Source organism: Flavivirga aquatica, from assembly GCF_001747085.1.
GTDB lineage: Bacteria > Bacteroidota > Bacteroidia > Flavobacteriales > Flavobacteriaceae > Algibacter_C > Algibacter_C aquatica.
This window is the reverse complement of record NZ_MDJD01000043.1, coordinates 364,456-388,928: the sequence shown is the minus strand read 5'-3', so window position 1 is coordinate 388,928 and position 24,473 is coordinate 364,456. Positions and strand designations below refer to the sequence as shown.

Sequence of the window (24,473 nt, the reverse complement as noted above, 5' to 3'; positions counted from 1 at the left end):
TTGTTCATAACTATGTGAAATAAGATAGGCTACCAGTATACTAGTAGCCTAAATATATTATAAAATTGAAAAGATCTATAACTCTAATAATCCGTTAGTTTTTTTAACACCTTCAGCAGATTCAGCTAATTTTGCTTTTTCAGCATCAGATAAACTAATTTCTACTATTTTTTCAATTCCATTAGCACCTAAAATACAAGGCACACCAATTGATAAATCACTTAATCCAAATTCACCTTCTAATAAAGCTGAACATGGGAAGATTTTTTTAGTATCACAAGCGATAGCTTGAACCATTCCAGATACAGCAGCCCCTGGTGCATACCAAGCAGAAGTTCCTAATAAACCTGTTAATGTAGCTCCACCAACTTTAGTATCTTGTACTACTTGACCCATTCTTTCTTCAGATAAAAATTCTGAAACAACAACACTGTTTCTTACAGCTTTTCCAATTAAAGGTACCATACCTTTATCGCTATGGCCACCAATTACCATACCATCTACATCACTAATAGGAGCTCCTAAAGCTTCTGCTAATCTATATTTAAAACGAGCAGAGTCTAAAGCACCACCCATACCAATAATTCTATTTTTTGGTAAATCTGTAGATTTATGTACTAGATACGTCATAGTATCCATTGGATTACTTACTACAATAATAATTGTATTAGGAGAATGCTCTATTAAACTTGAAGATACTGTTTTTACAATACCAGCATTAATACCTATTAATTCTTCGCGAGTCATTCCTGGCTTACGTGGAATACCTGAAGTAATTACACAAATATCACTATCTGCTGTTTTACTATAATCATTGGTAACTCCTGTAATTTTAGTATCAAATCCATTTAATGATGCTGTTTGCATTAAATCCATGGCTTTTCCTTCGGCATATCCTTCTTTAATGTCTAACAACACAACTTCTGAAGCGAAATCTTTTATAGCTATGTATTCAGCACAACTTGCACCTACAGCTCCTGCTCCTACTACTGTTACTTTCATCTATTTATTATTTAATTATTATGATATAAAATTCAATATTAAAAATCACAAATTCTATGACTTTTATCATGCTAAATTACAAATTAAAATACTCTAAATAAAAAAGTACAAGACAAAATCTTGTACTTTTAATTTAACGAAATATAGCCAGTAATAAAATAAATATTATCTAAAACTAAATGCCATTCCTGCGGATAATGTATTATATTCTTGTAATGTATAATCTCCAAAAATCTTAAAAAATCCTAAACTTAATCTAGCTCCTAATGTTGCTCTTAATCCACTAGCTTTAAAATCTAAATCTACAGGGTCTTGAATCGTTTCAGTAATCCCGTTATACTCAAGTGTATATTCTCCTAACATTTTTAAAGAAGAACTCCCTCCACTATAACCTAAACCTCCATAAACATTGATAATTGGAAAATTTAATGATCCTATAGCTTGAACTGTGAGAGAATTTAGTTTAAATTTTGCTCTTTGGTCTTGACCTGGTATTGTATTTCCATCCATTGTATAATCTGCATCCATTGTCGTATAAGCTGCTAATAAAGAAACATGTAGTGGTAGGTTATCTAATGGCCCCAAAAGGCTTGTCAATTCTTTTTTAAGCCCAACACCTAATAATTTACCTTTAGCATCATCACTACCAACTTCTGGCACTACACGTAACATTACATCAAATTTATGAGGTAACCCCAAAGACACTTGAATTGATGGTGTTGGAATTGCTTTTAAAGGTAAGTCTTTACTAACACCCGAAGGTAAAGTTAATATTTCAGGAGAAGTAAGGGTTTGTCCTTCATAAGTCTCAGTAATACGAATTGATGCACCATCTCCAGACCCTGCTAGAGTTGGACTTGTTTCTGAAGTAAATTCTATTCTATTTGACAACCCTAAATCTGCCAAATTAATAATTTCATCTTTAGAAGGCACAAAAGAAGCATTAAGACCAATAGTAACATCAAACCCAAGTTTTTTATGCACTTTAGCGGTATGATACCAACCACTACTCATCCCATATATTAAGCCATGCATTGCTGGTTTCATATATGCTTCTATTAATTTATTTGCATCATCTTTAGATGCAAGTAAAATACTTTCTAATTCTTGAGCTTTAGATATTTGTGTCGCTATAAACAACAACATAAGTAAAGGTAACTTTTTCATTTTTTATGATTTTTGTTAAACAAATATAAAAAAAAACCACACTAAACAACGTTTTAACGAAAAAAAACGCTTTTAATCGGTACTATGTAAGATTTTGAAACAAAAAAAATACCTCAGTAAAATTACGAGGCTACTGAAAAAGTCACGAACTTAAATAAAAGCGGTAAGTATTTTAGATACTTGCCGTTTTTTGTATTTTGTATTCATGATAGTTCAACAGGAATCTCTTCGGTTAAGCGAGTACAGTTCTTTATATGATTTAATTGTTCCTAACACTAATTTGTTAAGGCGTATCAATGATTTAATAGATTTTAATTTCATCTATGAAGAACTTCAATCAAAATATTCTCAAACTCAAGGCAGAAAAGCAGAAAGCCCCATAAGACTATTCAAATATCTTCTGCTAAAAGTAATTTATACCATTTCAGATGTATATGTAGTTGAGCGTTCACGCTATGATATGTCCTTTAAATATTTTCTAGAAATGTTACCCGAAGAAGATGTTATTTTAACAAAGTTTCGTAGGCAACGTTTAAAGGACACCAATTTGCTGGATATGCTTATCAATAGAACAGTTAGCATTGCTATTGAACAAGGCATCATAAAATCCAGATCAATTATTGTAGATGCTACCAAGGAAGCAATAAGCATTATTTGAGCCAAAATAGAGAGTATAAAAGTGCAAATTGAATCATAAAAAGCTTAAAATCAAAAAGAGATTTCACAAAATTAATTCGTGAAATCTCTTATAATGTCTTCGCGTTTTCAAAATACGATTACTTTTTCAGTGGCCTCTAAAATTACTAAGGCATTTTTTATTATAACTTTTAGCAACTACTATTTAAGCATCTATATTAGCATAAATCGCATTCTTTTCAATAAAGTCCCTACGTGGTGGTACTTCATCCCCCATTAACATAGAAAAAACTCTATCTGCTTCTGTTCCATTCTCTATTTGTACTAAACGCATCGTTCTAAATTCAGGATTCATAGTAGTATCCCATAATTGCTCAGCGTTCATTTCTCCAAGACCTTTATAACGTTGTATTTTAGATCCATCTCCAAATTCAGATACAATATCATCACGTTCTTTATCAGACCAAGCATATTGTTTTTTCGCACCACGTTTAACTAAATATAATGGTGGTGTTGCAATATATATATGACCATTTTCAATTAACTCCTTCATAAATCTAAAGAAGAATGTTAATATTAATGTTGCAATGTGACTACCATCAATATCGGCATCACACATAATCACTACTTTATGGTAACGTAATTTTGAAAGGTTTAAAGCTTTACTATCTTCTTCGGTTCCAATAGTAACTCCAAGCGCCGTAAATATATTTTTAATCTCTTCGTTTTCAAAAACTTTGTGAACCATCGCCTTTTCAACATTTAATATTTTTCCACGAAGTGGAAGAATAGCTTGAAATGCTCTATCTCGGCCTTGTTTTGCAGTTCCGCCCGCCGAATCTCCCTCTACTAGGAATACTTCGCATTTTTCAGGATCTTGCTCAGAGCAGTCACTTAATTTTCCTGGCAAACCACCAATACTCATAACGGTTTTACGTTGCACCATATCACGCGCTTTTTGAGCGGCATGACGTGCTTGAGCTGCTAAGATTACTTTTTGAACTATTGTTTTTGCATCATCGGGATGCTCTTCTAAATAATCCGTTAACATCTCGGAAACAGCTTGACTTACCGAAGCAGACACTTCTCTATTTCCTAATTTAGTTTTAGTTTGTCCTTCAAACTGTGGTTCTTGAACTTTTACTGAAATAATAGCAGTCAATCCTTCACGAAAATCATCACCAGCAATATCAAACTTTAAATTTTTTAATAAGCCAGACTCATCTGCATACTTTTTAAGGGTATGTGTTAAACCACGACGAAAACCAGAAAGGTGTGTACCACCTTCGTGCGTATTAATATTGTTCACATAAGAATGTAAATTTTCAGCATATGACGTATTATAAATCATAGCCACCTCAACTGGCACACCATTCTTTTCACCTTCAAAAGCGATAACATCTTTCATTAAAGGCTCACGAGTAGCATCTAAATACTGGATAAACTCTTTAAGACCTTCTTTCGAATGAAATGTTTCTCCTTCAAATTCACCATCTTCTTTAACTGTTCTTTTATCAACTAAATGAACCGTAATTCCTTTATTTAAATACGCTAACTCACGTAAACGACTTGCAAGCGTATCATAACTATACTCTAAAGTCTGTGTAAATATTGTTGAATCTGGTTTAAACGTAACTATTGTCCCTCTTTTTTCAGTCTCTCCTATCTTTTTTACAGGATAAATTGCTTTTCCTCGTTCGTACTCTTGTTCCCAAATTTCTCCTTTCCGGTATACGGTTGCTTTTAAACTTTCTGATAAAGCATTAACACAACTTACACCAACACCGTGTAAACCACCTGACACTTTATACGAATCTTTATCAAACTTACCACCTGCTCCAATTTTAGTCATCACAACCTCAAGAGCTGAAACACCTTCTTTTTTATGTAAATCAACTGGGATACCACGACCATCATCTTCTGTAGTAATCGAGTTATCTTCGTTAATAGTAACTGTTATGTTATTACAATGTCCAGCTAAAGCTTCATCAATCGAGTTATCTACTACTTCATATACTAAATGGTGTAAGCCACGAACTCCAACATCTCCAATATACATGGAAGGACGCATACGTACATGCTCCATACCTTCTAAGGCCTGAATGCTATCTGCCGAATAATTATGTTCGTTAAAAGCTTCTTTTTCTTCGCTCATATTATTATATCTATAATTTAAGGTTCCTTTTACTTCAAAAAAAAATGACACTATTGCATCATTTTTTCACTATTAACAAATATACAAATTTAAAAAACGCTTAGAAAGGCTTTTAATGAGTTTATACAATAATTATTAACAATTGCTGTTTTTTTTTAAAGTGCCTTAAATCAACTAAAATATACTTTAAATTAAATTTCACCCTTTAAAATAATATTTCATAAAATGATAAACCAACAAAAGTCCTTAGGATTGAGTTATCAAGTTTTTGATTATTCATTCTAATGAATACATATAAAAAAACGATTACGACAGATACGTTATAAAAACATTAGATTAATATTAAGTTTTTTATTAATTTGATAATATAGAATAGGTTATAAAAAAAAATGGTGTTTAGTATACATATTCTGCATATCTTTGGGCAGATAAAAAATTTTATGACAATTAATATTAACAATAATAATTTCAATAATCCTAATTATTAGGATAGGAAGGTTATTGTTTAACATATATAAATAAAGCCTTCCAAATTTGGAAGGCTTTTTTTAATCAAAAAATCTAAGACATGAGTAAAACTATGACGGTCGACGTCTTATCGAGTATTAAAGGAGCACAACCCTCTGAAGCGGTTAGCAAATTATTTGACGTAATTAAAAATGCGCACCCAACAAATAATAATGCTTTTAATAATGCTAATAATAATGCGGTGTCGTTAAATGATTTAAGAGATGACATGATTATTGAAAGCGCTGCTATTGAAAAACAAATCATCAAAGAAAACTTTCCGAACGAAAAGAACGGATTTCTAGTAGTATCTAAAGTTATAGAAGAGTAATATGGATTCTCAAATAAAACAAATACACCAGCAATTGGTGAACAAACAGATCACTTGTACAGCTTTAGTACAAGAAAAATTAGATTTATTAAAACAGAATACACATCATACTGTTAATTCTCTTTTAGACACTCAAGCATTAGAATTGGCAGCAAAAGTAGATGTTAAAATAGCTAATGGAGAAACTATTGGTTTACTGGAAGGCATTCCCTTCGGAATTAAAGACGTGTATATGGTTCAAGGAACCTACACAACGGCAAGTTCAGATTTATTAAAAAATTACAAATCGGCTTACACAGCAACGGCTATTCAAAAGCTTTTGGATGCTGGCGCTATTCCGTTAGTAAAAGAAAACTGTGATAGTTTTGGTCATGGTTCTTCTAGTGAAAACACCATATTTGGTGCTGTTAAAAACGCAATCAATCCAGATTTAGTTGGAGGTGGTTCTAGTGGAGGTTCTGCAGTGAATGTAGCTAAAGGTTACACAGTATTCTCTATTGGAGGAGATACAGGAGGTTCTGTACGTCAACCGGCAGGATACAATAATATATATGGCTTAAAACCTACTTACGGTCGTATTTCTCGTTTCGGATTAATGGCTTATGCATCTTCTACAGATTGTGTTGGTCCTTTAGCGAAATCTATTGAAGATATTAGAATCGTATTAAATGTAATGAGTGGGAAAGACATTAAAGATCAAACGACTTACGCTTCCGCGGAAATAAAAGATGAAAGTATTTCTAATTCCGAAGGCATTAAAACTATTGGATATTTTAAAAACTTTATTGAAAGTGACGCTATTGATGCTCAAGTAAAATCTGATTTCTTAGTGTCTATCGAAAAAATAAAAGCAAAAGGTATTGAAGTTAAAGCTCTAGATTTTTTTGAAGCTAATACTTTAGTTTCAACTTACTATACTTTGGCTATGGCCGAAACAGCCTCTAACTTATCACGTTTAGATGGTACTAATTATGGTGAACGTATTGAATCTGGAAACTTAAAAGAAACCTATTCGGTAACGCGTTCTGAAAATTTCTCTGAAGAATCAAAACGTAGAATTGTTGGTGGAAACCAAGTGTTATCTCAAGGCTTCTCTGATGAGATTTACCTAAAAGGATTAGCTTTAAGAGATCAAATTTCTGAGAATTTTGAAAATGATTTCAAAGAAGTAGATATTATCCTTTCTCCAGTTACACCAAGCACACCTCCAAAAATTGGAGACAGCTTAAAAGATCCGCACGCCATGTATTTGTCTGATGCTTACACGGTTGGTTTTAGCTTAGGACAATTACCAACACTTACTGTACCACAAGGCACAGCAACTGGCTTACAAATTAGTGCTGCAAAAAATAATGACGAACTCGTTTTAAAGTTTGCTAACTTCTTAAAAGATATGATATAATGGAATTAGAACAATTAAACGAAGCGCTTAAAGCTCACGAATTAGAATTGGTAATCGGACTTGAAACTCACGTGCGATTAAACACAAAAACCAAATTGTTTTGTTCTTGTCCTAATCAAGAAATTGATACGCCTAACGAAAATATTTGTTCGGTTTGTACAGGACAAATGGGTGTTTTACCAGCCATAAATAAAGAAGCAATTAATAAGGCTATTTATTTTGGTAAGGCGGTAAAATCTACTTTCGATAATGATGTGATTTCTTGGGATCGTAAACACTACGAATATCCAGACAACCCGAAGAACATACAAATTACGCAGTTTCATAACCCTGTAATTCCTGACGGACAAGTATCTTGTTATCGTAATGATGGTTCGCAGTTTACTGTAAACTTAACACAAGTACATATAGAGGAAGACGCAGCTAAATTGATGCACGAAAAGAAAACCTCTTTAGTCGATTTTAATAAAGCAGGTGTTCCTTTAATTGAAATAGTAACCGAACCTTGTATTCGTCATATTGAAGATGCTTCAACGTATGCTCAATACATACAACGTATTGTTCAGAATTTAAAAATATCTGAAGCTAACCTTGAAAAGGGTGAGTTTAAATCGGATGTCTCGGTATCGCTTCGTAAAAAACATACTTACGCATTAAATCCGCGTACCGAAATAAAAAACTTAAACTCCTTTAAGTTTATGGTAGATGCTTTAAAAGAAGAAATTGAAAAACAATTAAACTACTTTTTAGAGCATAAAGAATTTAGACCAGAACAAACCACGGTGTTATGGGATGCTGAATTGAAGCAAACCAAAACTATGCGTAAAAAGGAATTTGAAGCGGATTACCGTTTTATTTCTGAGCCAGACTTACCGTTTGTAAACATAAAAGACGTTGTTGAATCTATTGACGTAGATTTAAGCACACTGCCATACGCAGTAGAATCCATTTTAATTAAAGGTGGTGTTTTACCTCAAGATGCTAAATTCTTTACTGCCGATTCTTTACGCTCGGAGACTTTTGTTGCTATTAATAATGTTATAAAAGATCCGTCTTTTGTTGCCAAAACGTTGGTAAACAATATTGGTGCTGATGATTATGCTGAAATACATAGAATTGAACACCTTATTGAAATCTTCCAACTTTTTAAAGATGAAAAAATAACATCTGTTTTAGTTCAAAATGCCATTACAAGGTATTTAAAAGATAGAAGTTTTGATTATAATAAGTACTTTGAAGACAACACTATTTCTGAATCTCAAATTGAAGATGCTATTAAAAAAGTAATTTCTGAGAATGAAGCGGTTGCCAATGATATTAAAGCGGGTAACCAGGGAAAAGCAGGTATTCTTGTTGGAAAAGTAATTGCTATTATTGGAAAAGGCGCTTCAGGAAAAGTAATTCGCCAAGGTATTTTGGATGCGCTTTCTGGTGAAGCTGGAAGTCAGAAACCGGAAGATAAAAGTGCAAAAAAACCAACAACCAATAACCAACAACCAACAACCAACACAGAAGAAATACTTCCTGAGATTCCTTTAATTATTAAAGAAGAATATAGAACACATAAAATATCCGATTTATCGGAAAGCTCAATTTCAGAAACCGTAACACTTGCTGGTTGGGTATCTAGCGTGCGTGATCATGGTGAATTGATATTTATCGATTTACGTGATTCTAGTAACGAAATTTTCCAAGTTCGTTTGAGCAGAGAATCTTTTGCTAATCTAGATGATCTTGTTAAATTAAAACCAGAATCTGTAATCACAGTTACGGGAACAGTTGTTCAACGTAAAGAAGATGATTATAACACGTCTCTTAGAGCTGGAACTATAGAGTTAGAAACGTCTGATTTAGATATACTAAACCTATCTAAAACATTGCCTTTCGAAATTAAAAGAGCAACAAAAACAAATGAATCTGTACGTTTTCAATATAAATATTTAGATCATAGAAATGACGATGTGCGTCGTGCCATGATTAATCGCCACAAAGTGATTAAATTGATGCGTGACATTTTAGACGAACAAGAATTTCTTGAAGTAGAAACACCAATATTAACTGCTGGTACCGATGAAGGTGCTAGAGAATTTATTGTGCCTACGCGTAAAAAAGCAGGATCGTTCTATACATTACCACAAGCACCTCAACAATTCAAACAAATTTTGATGGTATCTGGATATGAGAAATATTTCCAAATAGCTCGTTGTTTTAGAGATGAAGATTCTCGTGGCGATCGCCAACCAGAATTTACACAATTAGATATTGAAATGGCGTACGCAAGTATGCAACAAATTATAGATTTGAACACCTCCATGTTCAATAGTATTGTTAAGAAAATATATGGTAAAAAATGGATTTTACATCCGTTTGAAGTGATTACCTATAAAGATGCAATGGATAAATATGGTTGTGATAGACCAGATTTACGTTTCGGATTGCAAATGCAAGACATTACAGAAATTGTAAAAGAAACCACCTTCCAAGTATTTAGTAAACCTATTGAAGATGGAGGAATTGTAAAATGCATCAAAGTATCCAAAGAAGAGCAAGGTAAAAAACGTTTATCTAAAGGGCAGATTGAAAAACTTACTGCAACAGCACAACAACACGGTTTAGGTGGTTTAGCATATATTATTGTTAATGAAAACGATTTACAATCGCCAATCATTAAATTCTTAGGTGAAGAGATTGCTGCTGGAATTATAGAAGCTACAAATGCCCAAGTTGGTGATATTGTATTCTTTTCTGCTGCCGATTATGAAACCGCTAATAAAGCTTTAGATGCAGTACGTCAAGAATTAGGTGCGATGCTACGTTTAATTAATCCAAAAGAGTTAAGACCTGCATGGGTTGTAGATTTTCCGATGTTTGAAAAAACAGATGAAGGCCGTTGGACGTTTACGCACAACCCATTTTCTATGCCTGCCACTTATGATATTGATAAACATATGAATGGTAAAGAAGATGAAATAGGTTCTATAATCGCGCAACAATACGATTTAATCTTAAACGGTTACGAAATTGGAGGCGGTTCTGTACGTGCACACAAACCTGAAATTCTAGAAGCAACTTATAAAAACATGGGTTACAACAAAGCAGAGATGTTAAAAAGTGTTGGAACCATGTATGAAGCATTCCATTATGGCGCACCTCCTCACGGCGGGATTGCTTGGGGTGTAGACCGTTTAATGATGATTTTAGAGAAAAAAGCTTCTATTAGAGAAGTTATGGCATTTCCTAAAACAGGAACTAGTGAAGATTTATTATTTGGCTCTCCTTCTCCGTTATCTGATAAAAAAGTTGAAGAAATGAATGTTAGAGTGATTAAAAAGTAGATTATTTTACATGACGCTTCTTTTTAGCTGATATAATTACAAAATAAAATCATCAAAAAAACCTCGATAGTTTACTATCGGGGTTTTCTGTTTTAGTGAAGGAATTAATTATATTTACGGGATAACGATATAAGATAATTACTACATGATAACTTTATTTACGGAATGTGAATAATAAAAGTTATGATATAAAGTACTAAATACAACTTAACAGTAACATTTTAAAAGCATGGAAAAATTTAGCTTAGACATATTTACTTTAAAGTTAGCCATAGGAACTATATGGTTTGCATCGATTTTTATATTTACATGTGAATTTTATAACATTTATCCTTTCGTTGAAGAGTTATCAAAATCCTCAACTTGGGGAATAGTTATAGCAATTCCAACTCTTGTTTTTTCATATTGTCTTGGTGCCATTGCAATATATCTTAGTAACACCTTAATATTCAAATCGAAAAAACTATTTAATGATATTGATGATTTTTTATTTGTAGCTGGTTTAGAAAATGAATTTATTTCTAAACGATATGAAGCAATGAGAAACCAATATGAGTTTTTCACGGCCTGTATTCCAACTATCCTTTTTTTTAGGAATCTCAGTAATATGGACCTCAATTATAGCCTTGAAAAGTAGTGTTTTTGAAGGAGAAAAATTAGTTTCAATCGGACTGGGTATTTTAACTATTATTTCTTCATTGATTTTATTTAAAATGAGTAAAAATCAAAAAAATGAGATAGATTATCTTATTAAAAAACTAAAATAATAAGCAAGCTCCTAATAACATTATAATCAATTACTAGCTTGTCTGTAATCGGAAAATTCTACGGATTCCCCTCTGATTCGTTTTCTTTTGATAACTTAGTTATTGCTAATGCAACCAGACATAATATCATTAAAACAAACCATGATCTAAATACAACCTAGACTTTTCAACTCTAACAAACTAAATTACTATGAAAATAAACTTATTGTCTTGCGATGCTCAGAGACCAGATAAAAGAGTAATAGCCAAATGTATTGCAGAGATTTCATCTAGCATTAACGAATCCTTATCGAAGGAACTTACAGATATCCTTTTAGAAGGAGATCCTATAAACATTGAGGTAGATAATAAAAACTCTGGTTCAGCTTTAAGAACTTTGAGAAAACTAAGTATTGACTACGAGTTTATAGATTAAATTACGAGTAGAGATTAGGTCTATAATATATTGAGATTAAATAGACTTGTTTCTCCTAGGTACGTTTTGTTTCAATAATATAAACAAATTCAAAAAATTAGAAAACTGAATTTATTGAACAAATAACGATACATCTATTTCAAGATCATCAAATCTCCCCTTGACAGATTAGAATTGTTTGGTTATTGTAACCTGAGTTTGATTAGTCATTAGATGATTTTTAATAGTAAAAAACAACAAAATATAAGTTTATAAACCCTTATACGTTAATAAATTATCATAAAGCGACTTAAAAATGTAAACTTTAACAGTCCCACTCGTCTTTTATAATAACATTAAGACAATTTACATTTAACTTTAAGACTGTTAAAAAAATCAAAACTCATTATGAAAAAATCAACATTAATTTCGTCTATTGCTTTTGCATTTGTTATGCTATTAACAACAAATTTAAATGCGCAAAAATTTAGTAAACTAGATAAGAGCCCTATGGATGCTGCTACCTTCCCTGCAGACTACAAAAATTCTAATAAACTAATAAAAATAATTTATAGTAGACCTCTACTAAAAGATAGAAAACTAAGCAATCTAGCACCTGAAGGTAAAGTATGGAGAACGGGAGCAAACGAAGCTGCAGAATTAACACTTTACAAAGATATGAAATTAGGAAGCACTACTGTAAAAGCAGGAACTTACACCTTTTATGTTATACCAGGTAAAAAAGAATGGACTGCTATTATTAGTAAAGACCTCAATGTCTGGGGTTCTTATTTTTATGAAAAAGCTAATGATGTAGCTCGCTTATCTGTTCCTGTAACTTCTGGAAATGATTCCTTAGAAGCTTTTTCTATTGCTTTTAAAAAAGCTAATAACGGTGTACATATGCATTTGGGCTGGGGAACAACAAGAATTGCTGTTCCTTTCACAAAGTAATGTCTTTAATTACCCCATCCTAAAAAAAATGCCTCGAAATTTCGAGGCTACTGAAAAAGTCACGAACTTAAATAAAAGCGGTAAGTATTTTAGATACTTGCCGTTTTTTGTATTTTGTATTCATGATAGTTCAACAGGAATCTCTTCGGTTAAGCGAGTACAGTTCTTTATATGATTTAATTGTTCCTAACACTAATTTGTTAAGGCGTATCAATGATTTAATAGATTTTAATTTCATCTATGAAGAACTTCAATCAAAATATTCTCAAACTCAAGGCAGAAAAGCAGAAAGTCCCATAAGACTATTCAAATATCTTCTGCTAAAAGTAATTTATACCATTTCAGATGTAGATGTAGTTGAGCGTTCACGCTATGACATGTCCTTCAAATACTTTTTAGAAATGTTACCAGAAGAAGATGTTATTGCCCCAAGTACCTTAACAAAATTTCGCAGACAACGTTTGAAGGATACTAATTTATTAGATATGCTTATCAACAAAACGGTAAGTATTGCTATTGAAAAAGGTATTATTACATCAAAATCAATTATTGTAGATGCTACTCATAGCTTATCAAAATCAAACCCTATTTCAGCTATAGATGTTTTAAGAGAGCGTTCCAAACAACTACGCAAATCAATTTACAACTATCAAGAATATTGGGTTGGTAAAATGCCTATCAAAAATCAGACTAATGATTTAGAAAAAGAATTGGCTTATTGTAAAGAATTAGAAACCTTACTAGAAGATACTCCCACGCTTAGTGAAGTACCTACTATCAAATAAAAATTGAATTTACTTAAAGAATCCGTTGATGATGTTGAACAGACTACTCAAGAAATAATATCAAAAGACAGGGATGCTAAAATTGGTCACAAATCAGAGGATAGTTCTTTTTTTGGTTACAAAACTCATTTGGCAATGACTGAAGAGAGAATTATCACAGGAGCAGTTGTTACTTCAGGAGAAAAAGGAGATGGTCCTATTTTACCAGAATTAATAACACAAAGTGAACAACATGGGATTGATGTGGATACTGTTATAGGAGATGCCGCTTATTCTGGCAAAAAGAATTTAGAATTAGCCCAAGAAAAAGATATAAAGATTGTAGCTAGATTAAATCCAGCTATCAGCCAAGGGTTTAGAAAAAAAGAAAACGAATTTGATTATAATAAAGATGCAGATATGTTTGTCTGTCCAGCAGGTCATTTAGCTATAAGAAAAGCGAAACAAGGCAAAAATAATGTTGTTAAAAATCAAGTAATCACTTATTATTTTGATGTTGAGAAATGCAAAAGCTGTCCTTTAAAAGAGGGGTGTTATAAAGAAGGAGCAAAAATAAAATCGTACTCCATTACTTTAAAGTCAGACATCCATAAAGAACAGATGGAGTTTGAAACTTCTGATTGTTTTAAAGAGAAATACAAACAGCGTTATAAAATCGAAGCCAAAAACGGAGAATTAAAAAACGTTCATGGTTATGGAAAAGCTATAGCTTATGGTATAGTAAATATGCAAAGTGCTTTAACCATATTTTACTGTGAATTTGAAAAGAATTTTAAAATTAAACTAGTCCAAAATGAGACAAAACAATACCGTTTTGATTATAATACCATTTAAACTAAAATAAGCCTTTTTAAGAGAGTCCAAACAACTTTGAGAACCTATAAACAAAAAAAAGATTTCACAAAATTAGCTCGTGAAATCTCTTATATGAAACTCTCTTTTTGAAAAAAGACTTACTTTTTCAGTAGACTCACTAAAAGAGGGCATTTTTTTTCATTAAACTAAATTGAAAGTAAAGTTAATTAACACTAAAACTCCAAACTTGACCAATAGTTTTACCTCCTTTATCGTCTTTAACAATAACTTTCCAATAATAAGTTGTTCCTGCAACTAAAGATACTGTATAATTTTTACTTGAATGATTAATTAACAACTGTGTAGTTGGAGAAGCATTAGAATCTAAATAAACATCGTACGTTAAGACATCATCCGTATCAACATCTCTTGCTCCCCATGCTAATACTACTGATGTATTCGAAACATTTTCATCATTTACAGGAGTCACTAAAGTTGGAGAGAATGGTAAATGATTAACCTCTCCTTCTCCTTCTGTATACAACTGATAAACATTCGAATAATCGCTCTCCCCTTCTTTATCTTTAGCTTTAACTCTCCAATAAAAAGCTTTACCTTTTTCTAAAAGAACAGCTTTCGTTGTAGCATTTAAATCACCAAAACTATGGGCTATTTCTGCAAATTGATTATCTGTCGCTATTTCTAACAAATACTTAATAGCATCTCCATCTTGGTCGGCTGATGCTCCCCAAGTAAATGTTAAATCATTATCTATACACAATAAATTATTGGTAGGATCCATTAAAGCTGGACTTGAAGGCACATTATTCTTTGTGCCTTCACTACTATCTCCTCCTCCACAGGAAAATAACAGTAAACCCAACCCTATAAATATTAATATTTTAGTCATCTTATTTCTTTATTATTTTTAAAACTTTTGGTTCATTCAATCTAACAACAACAACATATATACCTTCTGGCTTGTCTTTAATATTTAGCTTTACTCTACCATTTTTAACTAAATACTCGTCAGACATTATTAACTGAGAATACGAATTATATACCTCTATAACTACTGGCTTTTTTATTAATGGCAATACTACCTCTATATCTCCACTTGTAGGATTAGGGTATAAACTAACTACACCATCTATACTTTCATTTAATTCACCCTCACAGTCGGCTTTTGTTTTTACCTGAACTTCATCACCAGATTTAACAGCAACATCAAAAGATGACGACATGGTTTCAATAACAGTATTTCCATTAATCAAAACTTTATAAGGAGGTGTTCCTGTATAAATATTTATTAATACTTTACCTGGCTTTACACTTGTTTTCCCTGTTATTGCTTCTCCTTCATCAACACTAAACTCATAACATTGTTCAATATTGGTATCTGTATTGGTAACACATATGCTATAATTCCCTGGAATAATATCCTCTATTAATACTTCATCTGTAAAATTCATACTGTTACCATTAAATTTTACTATAAAATTTCCTGAAACCTTAGCTAAAACCTTAACTTGCCCATTATTTTTATCTGGACATGTTTCACCTATAACTTCAATAGAAATTGCATCATCTCCTACGGCTTCTTTTTTTACTTCAAGTAATAAAACATCTTCGGCTTTCATTGTAAAACTAGCAGGCATATTTTGCCCTGTTAATAAATTTAAACAAGCAATATTATCTGTTGTTCCTTTTAAACCTAATTCAACTTGAGCTTCTCCTTTTCCAATATTAACAATACTAATAATATGCTTCCCTGTACTATCTTTATAAGATTTCCACAGACAACCTTTTTGCCCCACTACATTAGTTTCGCTTAAAGTAATGAATGGCGATTTATTCTTTGAATCTATAATACTTAATGCCTGTGATGACATATCACTTACAGAACCTGAAGTTATTAAGGTTCCATTACTTTGTGTTAAGCTAATTGTGTGATCTTTATCATATTCATTCTTCAACAAACTAGCCCCATCAATAATAACAGTTCCTCCATTATCTAAATAAGATTGAAGCGCAGTTATTTCTGCCTCTGTAACATATTCTGTTTTATGAACTAATACAACTTCCCATAAATCTTTACTTTGTTCATTCAAAATATTTTGAGTAGCAAAACCAATTGAAGAACCTTCAAAATAAAGCGATTCATACAACTCAAAAACATCATTCATATAGGTTGATTTGTTAATAGCCGATGTTTCAGAATAAAATAATCTTATAGACTGTTTTAAATTTTTTAATGCTGAAATATGATTACTATGAGCATTTAAATCCATCATTGTAGAAGTCACCTCATTCAAAATTCTAGGTTGTTGCCCCAAAGCTCCAGCATAACCAGAACCTGCTTCAGGTTTAATTGTTAAATTTTCTTGTCTAGCCCATAACCAAGTTTGAACAGCATCCAAACCTTGTAAAAATGCCAACCAATATACTGCTCTTGCGTAACTAGGTTTTAAATATAAATCTCTAAATCTAGTTGTGGATAAAAAATGTCCTTCCGAATTAAAATTAGGCTTATTAGGACTTACTGATCTAAAAAAATCATAAGACAACGATAATTCTCGCCAATAAAATGAATAACGACTTTCCCATTCTTCTGTAGGCCCCCACATTAAAGAGTTATGTGCTGCAGCATCATTACCAATAACACTTGTTAATTTTGTAATCGCTTCAAAATCTAAACCATGGTCTCTCTTACTTCCCGTCCACATTCCTGGAATTACTTTAACATGTGTATTTGCATTTGGGTCATGCTTGTGTATTTCATCTCTTAAAAAAGTAAACCATTCTGTTACACGAACCATATTAAAACGCATCCAATCGTACCATATTGGTGTACCCCGCAAATTTTCTTGCATGGGAATAGTAATAGTTATATCTGCAAATGAAGCAAAACTTTTATTCCATAGGCTATTTAAGGTTGCGATATTACCATGTTTAGTAGCTAACCATGTTTTAAACTTCTCTTTAGTATAATTTGAAACTGCATGAGATTCCCAAGCACCTGCAACGGTATTCCAATGTGGTTCGTTGGTTAACATATAACCTAATCCTGCATAATTTTGACCTTTTAACAATGGAGCAACTCCAGCCATTAGCAAACTTTGCATCTCTCTTGCTCCCGGATGATCTATATCATAGTGGGTATATAAAGTTCCTCCATCTAAAAAATTATCATATTTATTTTTTGCCCACCCCGGTGGATTTCTTTGATTCAAAAATACAGTTCCAATACTAGTAGTATTAGCGTTTAATTCATTAATTTTATTAATAAGCGCCCCTCTCATTGTTCCACTTTCATTAATAACATTTCCGGGTGTTACAAATAAACCATCTAAATCACCAAAATACTCATTCAGGTTATCAACATTTGGTTTCCAAGTATAATCTGCAAGAAAAACAGGATCATTATTGTGCTTTAATTTTCCATCTACAATGGAAACCTTAGACCAGTCTACTTGTGGGATATCTTTTCTAACTAGTTCTCCAGATTTTAATAGTTTAATATTAGCAATGGCTTCATCTAATAATAAAATAACTTCGTCTCTTTCAAAATCTGGGAGAAGACCCGCCATTTCTGACGCCTTATTTTTATACACTGAAACTTTCGAAAAAAAATCAGTATTTATTGAAGTATTATTTTCGTCCCAATTAGCAAATTCAAGAAAAACCTCAGCTACTCTAACAGACATTTTTTCTTTAGTTACATCTATATTTTCCTGTTCTGCCTCTGCAATTAGCCCTTGCAATATCGTTATTTTTTCACGAGCTGTTGTATCTAATTGAGCAAAACTAAATTGTATAGATATAAATACAAATAAAGTAAAACAATAGGAATTCTTTAATCTAGTTTGTATTTTTTTATTCATAATCTTTATAATTATTGTTAAATAACAATTAATTACAAAACTCATTCATATCACCTATTTAATTGTTTCTAGGAGTAAATAAAATGTACTTAAAGGTAAATAGTAAATTATGAATTTTATATAGACAACTAATTACATCATGTATTAGCTAGTTTATACACTAACTTTTAAATTCGAAATAACTATAAATTCACAAAAACGCTATTATCTTTATAAAAAATACAGATCTACATTAAACATAACTCACTGGTACACTGTATCAATAATTCTATAGAAAGAAATACATTGTTAATGCATATATTAGCCTATGTTTATTAGCCTTACTAATTAAGGTATATTTAAATATTTATGTGTTTGTAGAGACACCTTCCATTTTGGATTTTTCATCACATAATCAACAATTTCAGGAACAACTGTATCACGTTTACTCCATTCAGGTTGCATATATAAAATACAATTGGCATTCACTTTTGCTGCCTGCTCTTCTGCAAAACGAAAATCATCTTTATTATAAATAATTACCTTAAGTTCATCTGCACTATCATAAACTTCTTGAGTAGGACGTTTCATTTTTTTAGGCGATAAACAAATCCAATCCCAAGTTCCTGTTAATTTGTATGCTCCAGAAGTCTCTATATGAACTTGTAAACCTTCATTTTTTAATTGACTAGTTAATGCCGTCATGTCCCAAGTTAAAGGTTCCCCTCCCGTAACAACTATAGTATCACTATACTTTTTAGCATTCTCGACTATTTTTGAAGTCTCTGTTGGCGGATGCAAATTTGCATTCCAACTTTCTTTAACATCACACCAATGACACCCCACATCGCAACCTCCTATTCGAATAAAATAAGCTGCAGTTCCTTTGTAATAGCCTTCACCTTGAATGGTATAGAACTCCTCCATTAAAGGTAACATTTCGCCTTTGTCAATCAATAATTGTGTTTCTTTATTCATCTGTAGATGCTTCTTTCTTTTACTTGGTTGCTTTCAATTTATTAATTTATATAGTACATATACTATTTTTTAATAGGATATAGAAAGCATAGGTTTTTACTATGACGCATTTCGCTAAGTTTGCAAAGATACATAATTCCTCAACTGAATTATACCTCCTTTTGTGTATTAAAAAAGTGTCTTACAACTTTATATACATACTCATAGATCTTCTAAAGGCTAATTTATATAAAAGAAGCTATTTTTTTCTTCCTCAATTTCTCTGTATTTTTATCCAAAATATACCGCATGAGCAAAAAGGACATTTTTTTTAAACATATTACTGAAGGCAATACAACAAAAGGCGATTATATCCCGATTGGAGCTGCCATGTTAGAAGGAGAAACAGTTACAGGAGCTCATATAAAAATCCCTTTAAAAACCATGAATAGACATGGTTTAATTGCTGGTGCTACAGGTACAGGAAAGACTAAGTCGTTACAAGTTTTAGCTGAAAACTTAAGTAACAAAGGCATTCCTGTATTGCTTATGGATATAAAAGGTGATTTAAGTGGTTTAGCGCAACCAAGTCCTGGCCATCCTAAAATAGATGAACGTCATGAAAAAATTGGTCTTCCTTTTGAAGCCAAACCTTTTCCTGTTGAAATCTTAACGCTTTCTGAGCAAGATGGTGTTAGATTACGTGCTACTGTTAGTGAGTTTGGACCTGTACTTTTATCTAGAATTTTAGATTTAACAGAAACCCAGTCTGGTATAGTTGCTGTTATATTTCAATATTGCGATGATAATAAATTACCTCTTTTAGATTTAAAAGATTTCAAAAAAATATTACAATACGCTACTCAAGAGGGAAAAGCCGAATTTACAGAAGCTTACGGTAGAATATCTACCGCTTCTACAGGTGCTATTTTAAGAAAAATTGTAGAGATAGAACAACAAGGTGGTGATCTGTTTTTTGGTGAAACCTCCTTTGACACTCAGGATTTATTAAGAATTGATGATGATGGTCGTGGTTATATCAATATCATGAGATTAACAGATATTCAAGATAAACCAAAGCTTTTCTCTACATTCATGTTAAGTTTATTGGCTGAAATATATTCTACATTTCCAGAACAAGGAGATAGTGACAGACCAGAACTTATTTTATTTATTGATGAGGCTCACTTAATTTTTAATGAAGCATCAAAAGCACTTTTAAATCAAATTGAAAGCATTGTAAAATTAATACGAAGTAAAGGTGTTGGTTTGTATTTTGTAACTCAAAACCCTACCGATGTCCCTGAAGCTGTATTAGGTCAATTAGGACTAAAAATACAACATGCATTACGAGCATTTACTGCTAAAGACAGAAAAGCTATAAAGTTAACAGCACAAAACTATCCAGATTCTGAATATTACGATACCACCGAAGTTTTAACATCTCTAGGTATTGGAGAAGCTTTAGTTTCTGCACTAGATGAAAAAGGCCGCCCCACACCACTCGCTGCTACTATGATGCGAGCGCCAATGAGTAGAATGGATGTATTAACCGATACTGAATTAAGTGCATTACTTTCAAATTCTAAATTGGTAAAAAAATACAATAAAGACGTTGATAGAGAAAGTGCCTATGAAATGCTCAACGAAAAAATTGAACAAGCCCAAGCTGAAGAAGCTAAAGAAAAGGCTAGAAAAGAAAAAGAAGCACTAAAAAAAGCTGAATCTAAAAAAAGAACAAGTACAAGACGAAAAAGTACAGCAATGAACCCTATCGTTAAAGTACTAACAAGTGCCACTTTTATAAGAAGCGTTTTTGGCATACTAACCAAAATATTGAAAAAGTAAGTTCTATTAAAAATATTTAATAATACAAACCCAACCTATATTAATGAAACATTCATTTTTAGGCTTAGTAGCCTTAACCCTTTTATTTTCTAGTTGTAAAAAAAAACAGAATCCTTTTGAAATAAGTAAACAACATATTGGATTATTAACAGATTCTAGTCAAGTTAAAGATCTTAAAACTATTTTTGCAAACGACTCCTTGTCAACATTTATAAACAGGGATGGATTTTCGGGAAGCAAAAACAGTATAGATATATTTGAGAAAGGTGGTAAAAAATTACTAGCCTTAACTCCTAAACAAACATTAGATTCTACTTCTGTAATTCAAAGTATTCAAATTATAGATCCTAGATATAAAACAGATAAAGACATAACAACCTTAAGTACTTTTAAAGATATTTCTAGTGCTTATAAAGTGTCAAGAATTGACAACTTAATAAACTCGGTAATTGTTAATGTAAAAGAATTACATGCCAGTTTTGTTATAGATAAGGAAGAACTTCCTGCCAATCTTCGTTTTGATATGAATTTAAAAATTGAAACAACTCATATTCCAGATCAAGCAAAGGTGAAGTACTTTTTTATACACTGGAATCATTTAAATAAATAATAATGCATCCTTTCTTATCTAAATTATTAGTTAACCTTGCCCGTAAAAAGCTTGAAAAAAATCAAGCTAACGACTCTGTAAGCAAAAAACAAATAGTTCCTTTGGTAAGAAAGTTTCAAGTAGAACTATCTCATGCTATTAAAGAATATGTTTTTATTATAATAGGCGTGTTTTCTGCTGGTTTTGGATTAAAAGGTTTCTTATTACCCAACAATTTTATTGATGGTGGTGCCACTGGTATATCTTTATTATTAGAAAATATCACGTCATTAAATTTAGGGCTTTTACTTATAATAGTTAATCTTCCTTTTTTAATTCTTGCTTCAAAAACTATTAGCTATAAATTTGCTATAAAAAGTATTGTAGCCATTAGCCTATTAGCTATTGTGGTACATTTTGTAAACTACCCTATCATCACCGAAGACAAATTATTAATTGCTGTTTTTGGTGGTTTCTTTTTAGGTTTAGGTATTGGTATGTCTATGCGTGGCGGAAGTGTTATTGATGGTACCGAAATTTTAGCTATATTTTTAAGCAGAAAACTATCGTTAACTATTGGCGATGTACTATTACTAATAAACATTATTATATTTTCAGTAGGAGCTTATATGCTTTCTATTGAAACTGCGCTTTATGCTATTCTTACTTATATGGCTGCTGCTAAAACTGTCGATTTTATAGTTGATGGTGTCGAAGAATATGTGGGCGTTACTATAATATCTAACAAGCATGAAGATTTAAGACATATGCTTACAAAAAAACTAAGACGAGCTTGCACTATTTACGCAGGAAAAGGTGGGTTAAAATCGTATGAAGACAACTACAATAAAGATATTATTTATACCGTTGTAACTAGGTTAGAACTAGCAAAATTACAAACCGAAATTGATAAAATTGATAGAAATGCTTTTATTATTATGGGTATTGTTAAAGATTTAAAAGGCGGCATGATTAAGAAAAAACCTATGAAATAAATGAAAAAATATACCATTCAAAATGCACCTTTTGTAGTACCAACAACAGATGGCAAAATTATTAAAGAACATTTTGGCTTAGCTACAGATAAAAATTCGCAACTAAGCATTGCCTATATGGAAGCGCCTTCTGGCTGGAGTGAACCTTTTCAAACCCCAGAATTTGATGAATTTACTTTTATAATTAAAGGCAAGAAACAATTTATTATTGAAGGGGAAACAGTTATTTTAGAAACTGGCCAATCTATCAAAATAGAAAAAAATACTAAAGTTCAATATTCAAATCCATTTGATGAAGTTTGCGAATACATTGCCATTTGTACACCTGCTTTTTCTATAGATTTAGTAAACCGTGAAGCAAAATAAATGAAAAAGTACCTCCCTAAAATTATTGGTTTTATAATTAATCTTATAAGTTGTTTTTCCTCTCAATACGCTGCAAAATTAGCTATTCAGTTATTTTCTACACCTAAAAAAGGAAGATTAAATAACTCTGAAACGCTATACCTTGAATCTTCTATTCAAGAAGAAATAATTCATGAAAGCATTTCAATAAAAACATACCGTTGGAACGGAAAAAAAGATACTATTTTACTTGCCCATGGTTGGGAAAGCAACTCTTACCGATGGAAAGATTTAATAGAACTTTTAATACAGTTAGACCATACCGTTATTGCCTTAGATGCTCCTGGTCATGGAGGTTCTGGAAGCAAATACTTTAATGCGCTTTTGTATTCTGATTGTATTCATGCTGTTGCTAAAAAATTCGATGTAAGTACCATTATTGGGCATTCCGTAGGTGGCATGTCAATCGTTTTCTCACAACACAAGTATAAATCGCCTTCTATTAAAAAATTAATACTTCTTGGTGCTCCAGCAGACTTTCTTGGTGTTTTAAAAAGCTATGAACAAATGATGGGGTATAGTAAAAAAGTCTCCAATGCCATAACTCAATATGTTTTAAAACATTATAACCATTTACCCGAATACTTTTCTGCTTCAGAGTTTTCAAAAAGCATAAAAGCTAAAGGCCTTATTATTCATGATAAAAAAGATCGAATTATCCCCTATAAAGATGGTCTCAAATTCAAACAAAACTACACCAATTCAGAGTTTGTAGCTACCAAAGGTTTTGGTCATGGATTAAAATCAGATATCGTTTACCAACATATTTTAGAGTTTATAAACGCATAGATTATTGTATTTTTGCTAAATGGAAGAACAATTAAAACGTATTAACAAGTTTTTAAGTGAAGTTGGGCATTGTTCTCGCAGAGAAGCAGACCGACTTATTGAAGCAGGTAGAGTAACCATAAACGGTGAAATTCCAGAAAAAGGGACTAAAATTAGCCCAAACGATACTGTGCAAGTAGATGGAAAAGATATTAAAAACGCCAAAGTATCTTTTACTTACCTTGCTTTTAATAAACCTGTAGGCATTGTTTGTACTACAGATACTAGCGTAGAGAAAGATAATATTATTGATTTTATAAATTACCCAAAACGTATTTTTCCTATTGGTAGACTTGATAAACCTAGCGAAGGCTTAATTCTTTTAACCGATGATGGCGATATTGTAAATAAAATTCTTAGAGCAAGTAATAACCATGAAAAGGAATACGTAGTTACGGTAGACAAACCTATTTCTCAAACATTTATTGAACGCATGTCTGGAGGTATCCCGCTCGCAGATTTAAATAAAACCACTAAAAAGTGTCAAGTTGAAAAACTAAGTACTTACACTTTTAAAATCATACTTACTCAAGGCTTAAATAGACAAATTAGACGTATGTGCGACTATTTAAATTATGAGGTACAAACGCTTAAACGGGTTAGAATTATGAATATTAATTTAGATATGCCTATTGGTGAATATCGAGAATTAACTAAAACAGAGTTTAAAGAATTAAATAATTTAATTAGCACTTCTACTAAGGAATATAAACAAACTGTTAATAGGAGAAATCGCTAATTATTTAAAAACAAGAAAG

General features: G+C 31.8%; 18 protein-coding genes and 2 pseudogenes. 13 read left to right on the top strand and 7 right to left on the bottom strand.

Going from position 1 to position 24,473, the window contains the following annotated elements:
* Positions 1–75: 75 nt before the first annotated feature.
* Both A8C32_RS11205 and A8C32_RS11200 read right to left on the bottom strand, forming a co-directional pair.
* Positions 76–1,002, bottom strand: a complete 927-nt coding sequence (locus A8C32_RS11205; protein WP_069830501.1) for a malate dehydrogenase — start codon at positions 1,000–1,002, stop codon at positions 76–78.
* Between the two features lie 165 nt (positions 1,003–1,167).
* Positions 1,168–2,169 (bottom strand): DUF6588 family protein, encoded by a 1,002-nt coding sequence (locus tag A8C32_RS11200; protein ID WP_069830500.1) that lies wholly within the window; start codon positions 2,167–2,169, stop codon positions 1,168–1,170.
* Positions 2,170–2,374: 205 nt separating this feature from the next.
* On the opposite strand from A8C32_RS11200, the pseudogene A8C32_RS11195 reads away from it, so the two are divergent.
* Positions 2,375–2,803, top strand: a pseudogene (locus A8C32_RS11195) (transposase); the annotation flags it as partial.
* Positions 2,804–3,010: 207 nt separating this feature from the next.
* Here A8C32_RS11195 and gyrB read toward each other — a convergent pair.
* The gene (gene gyrB / locus A8C32_RS11190; protein ID WP_069830541.1) at positions 3,011–4,960 is read right to left on the bottom strand and encodes a DNA topoisomerase (ATP-hydrolyzing) subunit B; all 1,950 of its coding nucleotides are present in this window, start codon (positions 4,958–4,960) and stop codon (positions 3,011–3,013) included.
* A 568-nt stretch (positions 4,961–5,528) separates the two neighbouring features.
* On the opposite strand from gyrB, the gene A8C32_RS11185 reads away from it, so the two are divergent.
* The 3 genes from A8C32_RS11185 to gatB/aspS are packed head-to-tail and all read left to right on the top strand — an operon-like array spanning position 5,529 to position 10,535.
* Entirely contained in the window at positions 5,529–5,798 is a 270-nt protein-coding gene (locus tag A8C32_RS11185) for a hypothetical protein (RefSeq protein WP_069830498.1), read from the top strand.
* Between the two features lies 1 nt (position 5,799).
* Entirely contained in the window at positions 5,800–7,200 is a 1,401-nt protein-coding gene (locus A8C32_RS11180) for an amidase family protein (RefSeq protein ID WP_069830497.1), read from the top strand.
* Positions 7,200–10,535 carry a bifunctional amidotransferase subunit GatB/aspartate--tRNA ligase AspS gene (gene gatB/aspS, locus A8C32_RS11175; protein WP_069830496.1) on the top strand — a complete coding sequence of 1,112 codons (3,336 nt, stop codon included), beginning with the start codon at positions 7,200–7,202 and terminating at the stop codon, positions 10,533–10,535. The genes A8C32_RS11180 and gatB/aspS overlap by 1 nt, the downstream gene beginning before the upstream one ends.
* A gap of 327 nt (positions 10,536–10,862) precedes the next feature.
* Here the strand turns inward: gatB/aspS and A8C32_RS20325 are convergent, their stop codons facing one another.
* Positions 10,863–11,099 carry a hypothetical protein gene (locus A8C32_RS20325; RefSeq protein WP_123803402.1) on the bottom strand — a complete coding sequence of 79 codons (237 nt, stop codon included), beginning with the start codon at positions 11,097–11,099 and terminating at the stop codon, positions 10,863–10,865.
* A 393-nt stretch (positions 11,100–11,492) separates the two neighbouring features.
* Here A8C32_RS20325 and A8C32_RS11165 point away from each other — a divergent pair, with 393 nt between their 5' ends.
* The 3 genes and pseudogenes from A8C32_RS11165 (at position 11,493) to A8C32_RS11155 (ending at position 14,222) form a co-directional block, all read left to right on the top strand.
* Positions 11,493–11,717, top strand: a complete 225-nt coding sequence (locus A8C32_RS11165) for a hypothetical protein (protein ID WP_069830494.1) — start codon at positions 11,493–11,495, stop codon at positions 11,715–11,717.
* A 387-nt stretch (positions 11,718–12,104) separates the two neighbouring features.
* Positions 12,105–12,650, top strand: coding sequence for a DUF2911 domain-containing protein (locus tag A8C32_RS11160; RefSeq protein WP_069830493.1), 546 nt, complete (start codon positions 12,105–12,107; stop codon positions 12,648–12,650).
* Positions 12,651–12,772: 122 nt separating this feature from the next.
* Positions 12,773–14,222: pseudogene (locus tag A8C32_RS11155) on the top strand (IS1182 family transposase).
* 231 nt (positions 14,223–14,453) lie between these two features.
* Here the strand turns inward: A8C32_RS11155 and A8C32_RS11150 are convergent.
* From A8C32_RS11150 to A8C32_RS11140, 3 genes are all read right to left on the bottom strand, one after another.
* Positions 14,454–15,140: a fibronectin type III domain-containing protein gene (locus A8C32_RS11150; protein ID WP_069830492.1), complete on the bottom strand. Its 687-nt coding sequence runs from the start codon at positions 15,138–15,140 to the stop codon at positions 14,454–14,456.
* A gap of 1 nt (position 15,141) precedes the next feature.
* Positions 15,142–18,114 (bottom strand): beta-galactosidase, encoded by a 2,973-nt coding sequence (locus A8C32_RS11145; protein WP_069830491.1) that lies wholly within the window; start codon positions 18,112–18,114, stop codon positions 15,142–15,144.
* 327 nt (positions 18,115–18,441) lie between these two features.
* Positions 18,442–19,071 carry a 7-carboxy-7-deazaguanine synthase QueE gene (locus A8C32_RS11140; RefSeq protein ID WP_069830490.1) on the bottom strand — a complete coding sequence of 210 codons (630 nt, stop codon included), beginning with the start codon at positions 19,069–19,071 and terminating at the stop codon, positions 18,442–18,444.
* Between the two features lie 288 nt (positions 19,072–19,359).
* Between A8C32_RS11140 and A8C32_RS11135 the strand changes: the two genes are divergently transcribed.
* The 6 genes from A8C32_RS11135 to rluF are packed head-to-tail and all read left to right on the top strand — an operon-like array spanning position 19,360 to position 24,454.
* Positions 19,360–20,898 carry a helicase HerA-like domain-containing protein gene (locus A8C32_RS11135; protein ID WP_069830489.1) on the top strand — a complete coding sequence of 513 codons (1,539 nt, stop codon included), beginning with the start codon at positions 19,360–19,362 and terminating at the stop codon, positions 20,896–20,898.
* A 43-nt stretch (positions 20,899–20,941) separates the two neighbouring features.
* On the top strand, positions 20,942–21,508 hold the full coding sequence (locus A8C32_RS11130; RefSeq protein ID WP_069830488.1) for a hypothetical protein: 567 nt from the start codon (positions 20,942–20,944) through the stop codon (positions 21,506–21,508).
* Positions 21,509–21,510: 2 nt separating this feature from the next.
* The gene (locus A8C32_RS11125) at positions 21,511–22,482 is read left to right on the top strand and encodes a YitT family protein (protein ID WP_069830487.1); all 972 of its coding nucleotides are present in this window, start codon (positions 21,511–21,513) and stop codon (positions 22,480–22,482) included.
* Positions 22,483–22,848 carry a cupin domain-containing protein gene (locus A8C32_RS11120; protein WP_069830486.1) on the top strand — a complete coding sequence of 122 codons (366 nt, stop codon included), beginning with the start codon at positions 22,483–22,485 and terminating at the stop codon, positions 22,846–22,848.
* Positions 22,849–23,676 carry an alpha/beta fold hydrolase gene (locus A8C32_RS11115; protein WP_069830485.1) on the top strand — a complete coding sequence of 276 codons (828 nt, stop codon included), beginning with the start codon at positions 22,849–22,851 and terminating at the stop codon, positions 23,674–23,676. It abuts the gene before it with no gap.
* 19 nt (positions 23,677–23,695) lie between these two features.
* Positions 23,696–24,454: a 23S rRNA pseudouridine(2604) synthase RluF gene (gene rluF, locus A8C32_RS11110; protein ID WP_069830484.1), complete on the top strand. Its 759-nt coding sequence runs from the start codon at positions 23,696–23,698 to the stop codon at positions 24,452–24,454.
* Positions 24,455–24,473 lie beyond the last annotated feature (19 nt).

Bases quoted from the DNA above. Each gene is read 5' to 3' on its own strand.
- A8C32_RS11205 (WP_069830501.1), bottom strand. From the start codon at position 1,002: ATGAAAGTAACAGTAGTAGGAGCAGGAGCTGTAGGTGCAAGTTGTGCT.
- A8C32_RS11200 (WP_069830500.1), bottom strand. From the start codon at position 2,169: ATGAAAAAGTTACCTTTACTTATGTTGTTGTTTATAGCGACACAAATA.
- gyrB (WP_069830541.1), bottom strand. From the start codon at position 4,960: ATGAGCGAAGAAAAAGAAGCTTTTAACGAACATAATTATTCGGCAGAT.
- A8C32_RS11185 (WP_069830498.1), top strand. From the start codon at position 5,529: ATGAGTAAAACTATGACGGTCGACGTCTTATCGAGTATTAAAGGAGCA.
- A8C32_RS11180 (WP_069830497.1), top strand. From the start codon at position 5,800: ATGGATTCTCAAATAAAACAAATACACCAGCAATTGGTGAACAAACAG.
- gatB/aspS (WP_069830496.1), top strand. From the start codon at position 7,200: ATGGAATTAGAACAATTAAACGAAGCGCTTAAAGCTCACGAATTAGAA.
- A8C32_RS11165 (WP_069830494.1), top strand. From the start codon at position 11,493: ATGAAAATAAACTTATTGTCTTGCGATGCTCAGAGACCAGATAAAAGA.
- A8C32_RS11160 (WP_069830493.1), top strand. From the start codon at position 12,105: ATGAAAAAATCAACATTAATTTCGTCTATTGCTTTTGCATTTGTTATG.
- A8C32_RS11150 (WP_069830492.1), bottom strand. From the start codon at position 15,140: ATGACTAAAATATTAATATTTATAGGGTTGGGTTTACTGTTATTTTCC.
- A8C32_RS11145 (WP_069830491.1), bottom strand. From the start codon at position 18,114: ATGAATAAAAAAATACAAACTAGATTAAAGAATTCCTATTGTTTTACT.
- A8C32_RS11140 (WP_069830490.1), bottom strand. From the start codon at position 19,071: ATGAATAAAGAAACACAATTATTGATTGACAAAGGCGAAATGTTACCT.
- A8C32_RS11135 (WP_069830489.1), top strand. From the start codon at position 19,360: ATGAGCAAAAAGGACATTTTTTTTAAACATATTACTGAAGGCAATACA.
- A8C32_RS11130 (WP_069830488.1), top strand. From the start codon at position 20,942: ATGAAACATTCATTTTTAGGCTTAGTAGCCTTAACCCTTTTATTTTCT.
- A8C32_RS11125 (WP_069830487.1), top strand. From the start codon at position 21,511: ATGCATCCTTTCTTATCTAAATTATTAGTTAACCTTGCCCGTAAAAAG.
- A8C32_RS11120 (WP_069830486.1), top strand. From the start codon at position 22,483: ATGAAAAAATATACCATTCAAAATGCACCTTTTGTAGTACCAACAACA.
- A8C32_RS11115 (WP_069830485.1), top strand. From the start codon at position 22,849: ATGAAAAAGTACCTCCCTAAAATTATTGGTTTTATAATTAATCTTATA.
- rluF (WP_069830484.1), top strand. From the start codon at position 23,696: ATGGAAGAACAATTAAAACGTATTAACAAGTTTTTAAGTGAAGTTGGG.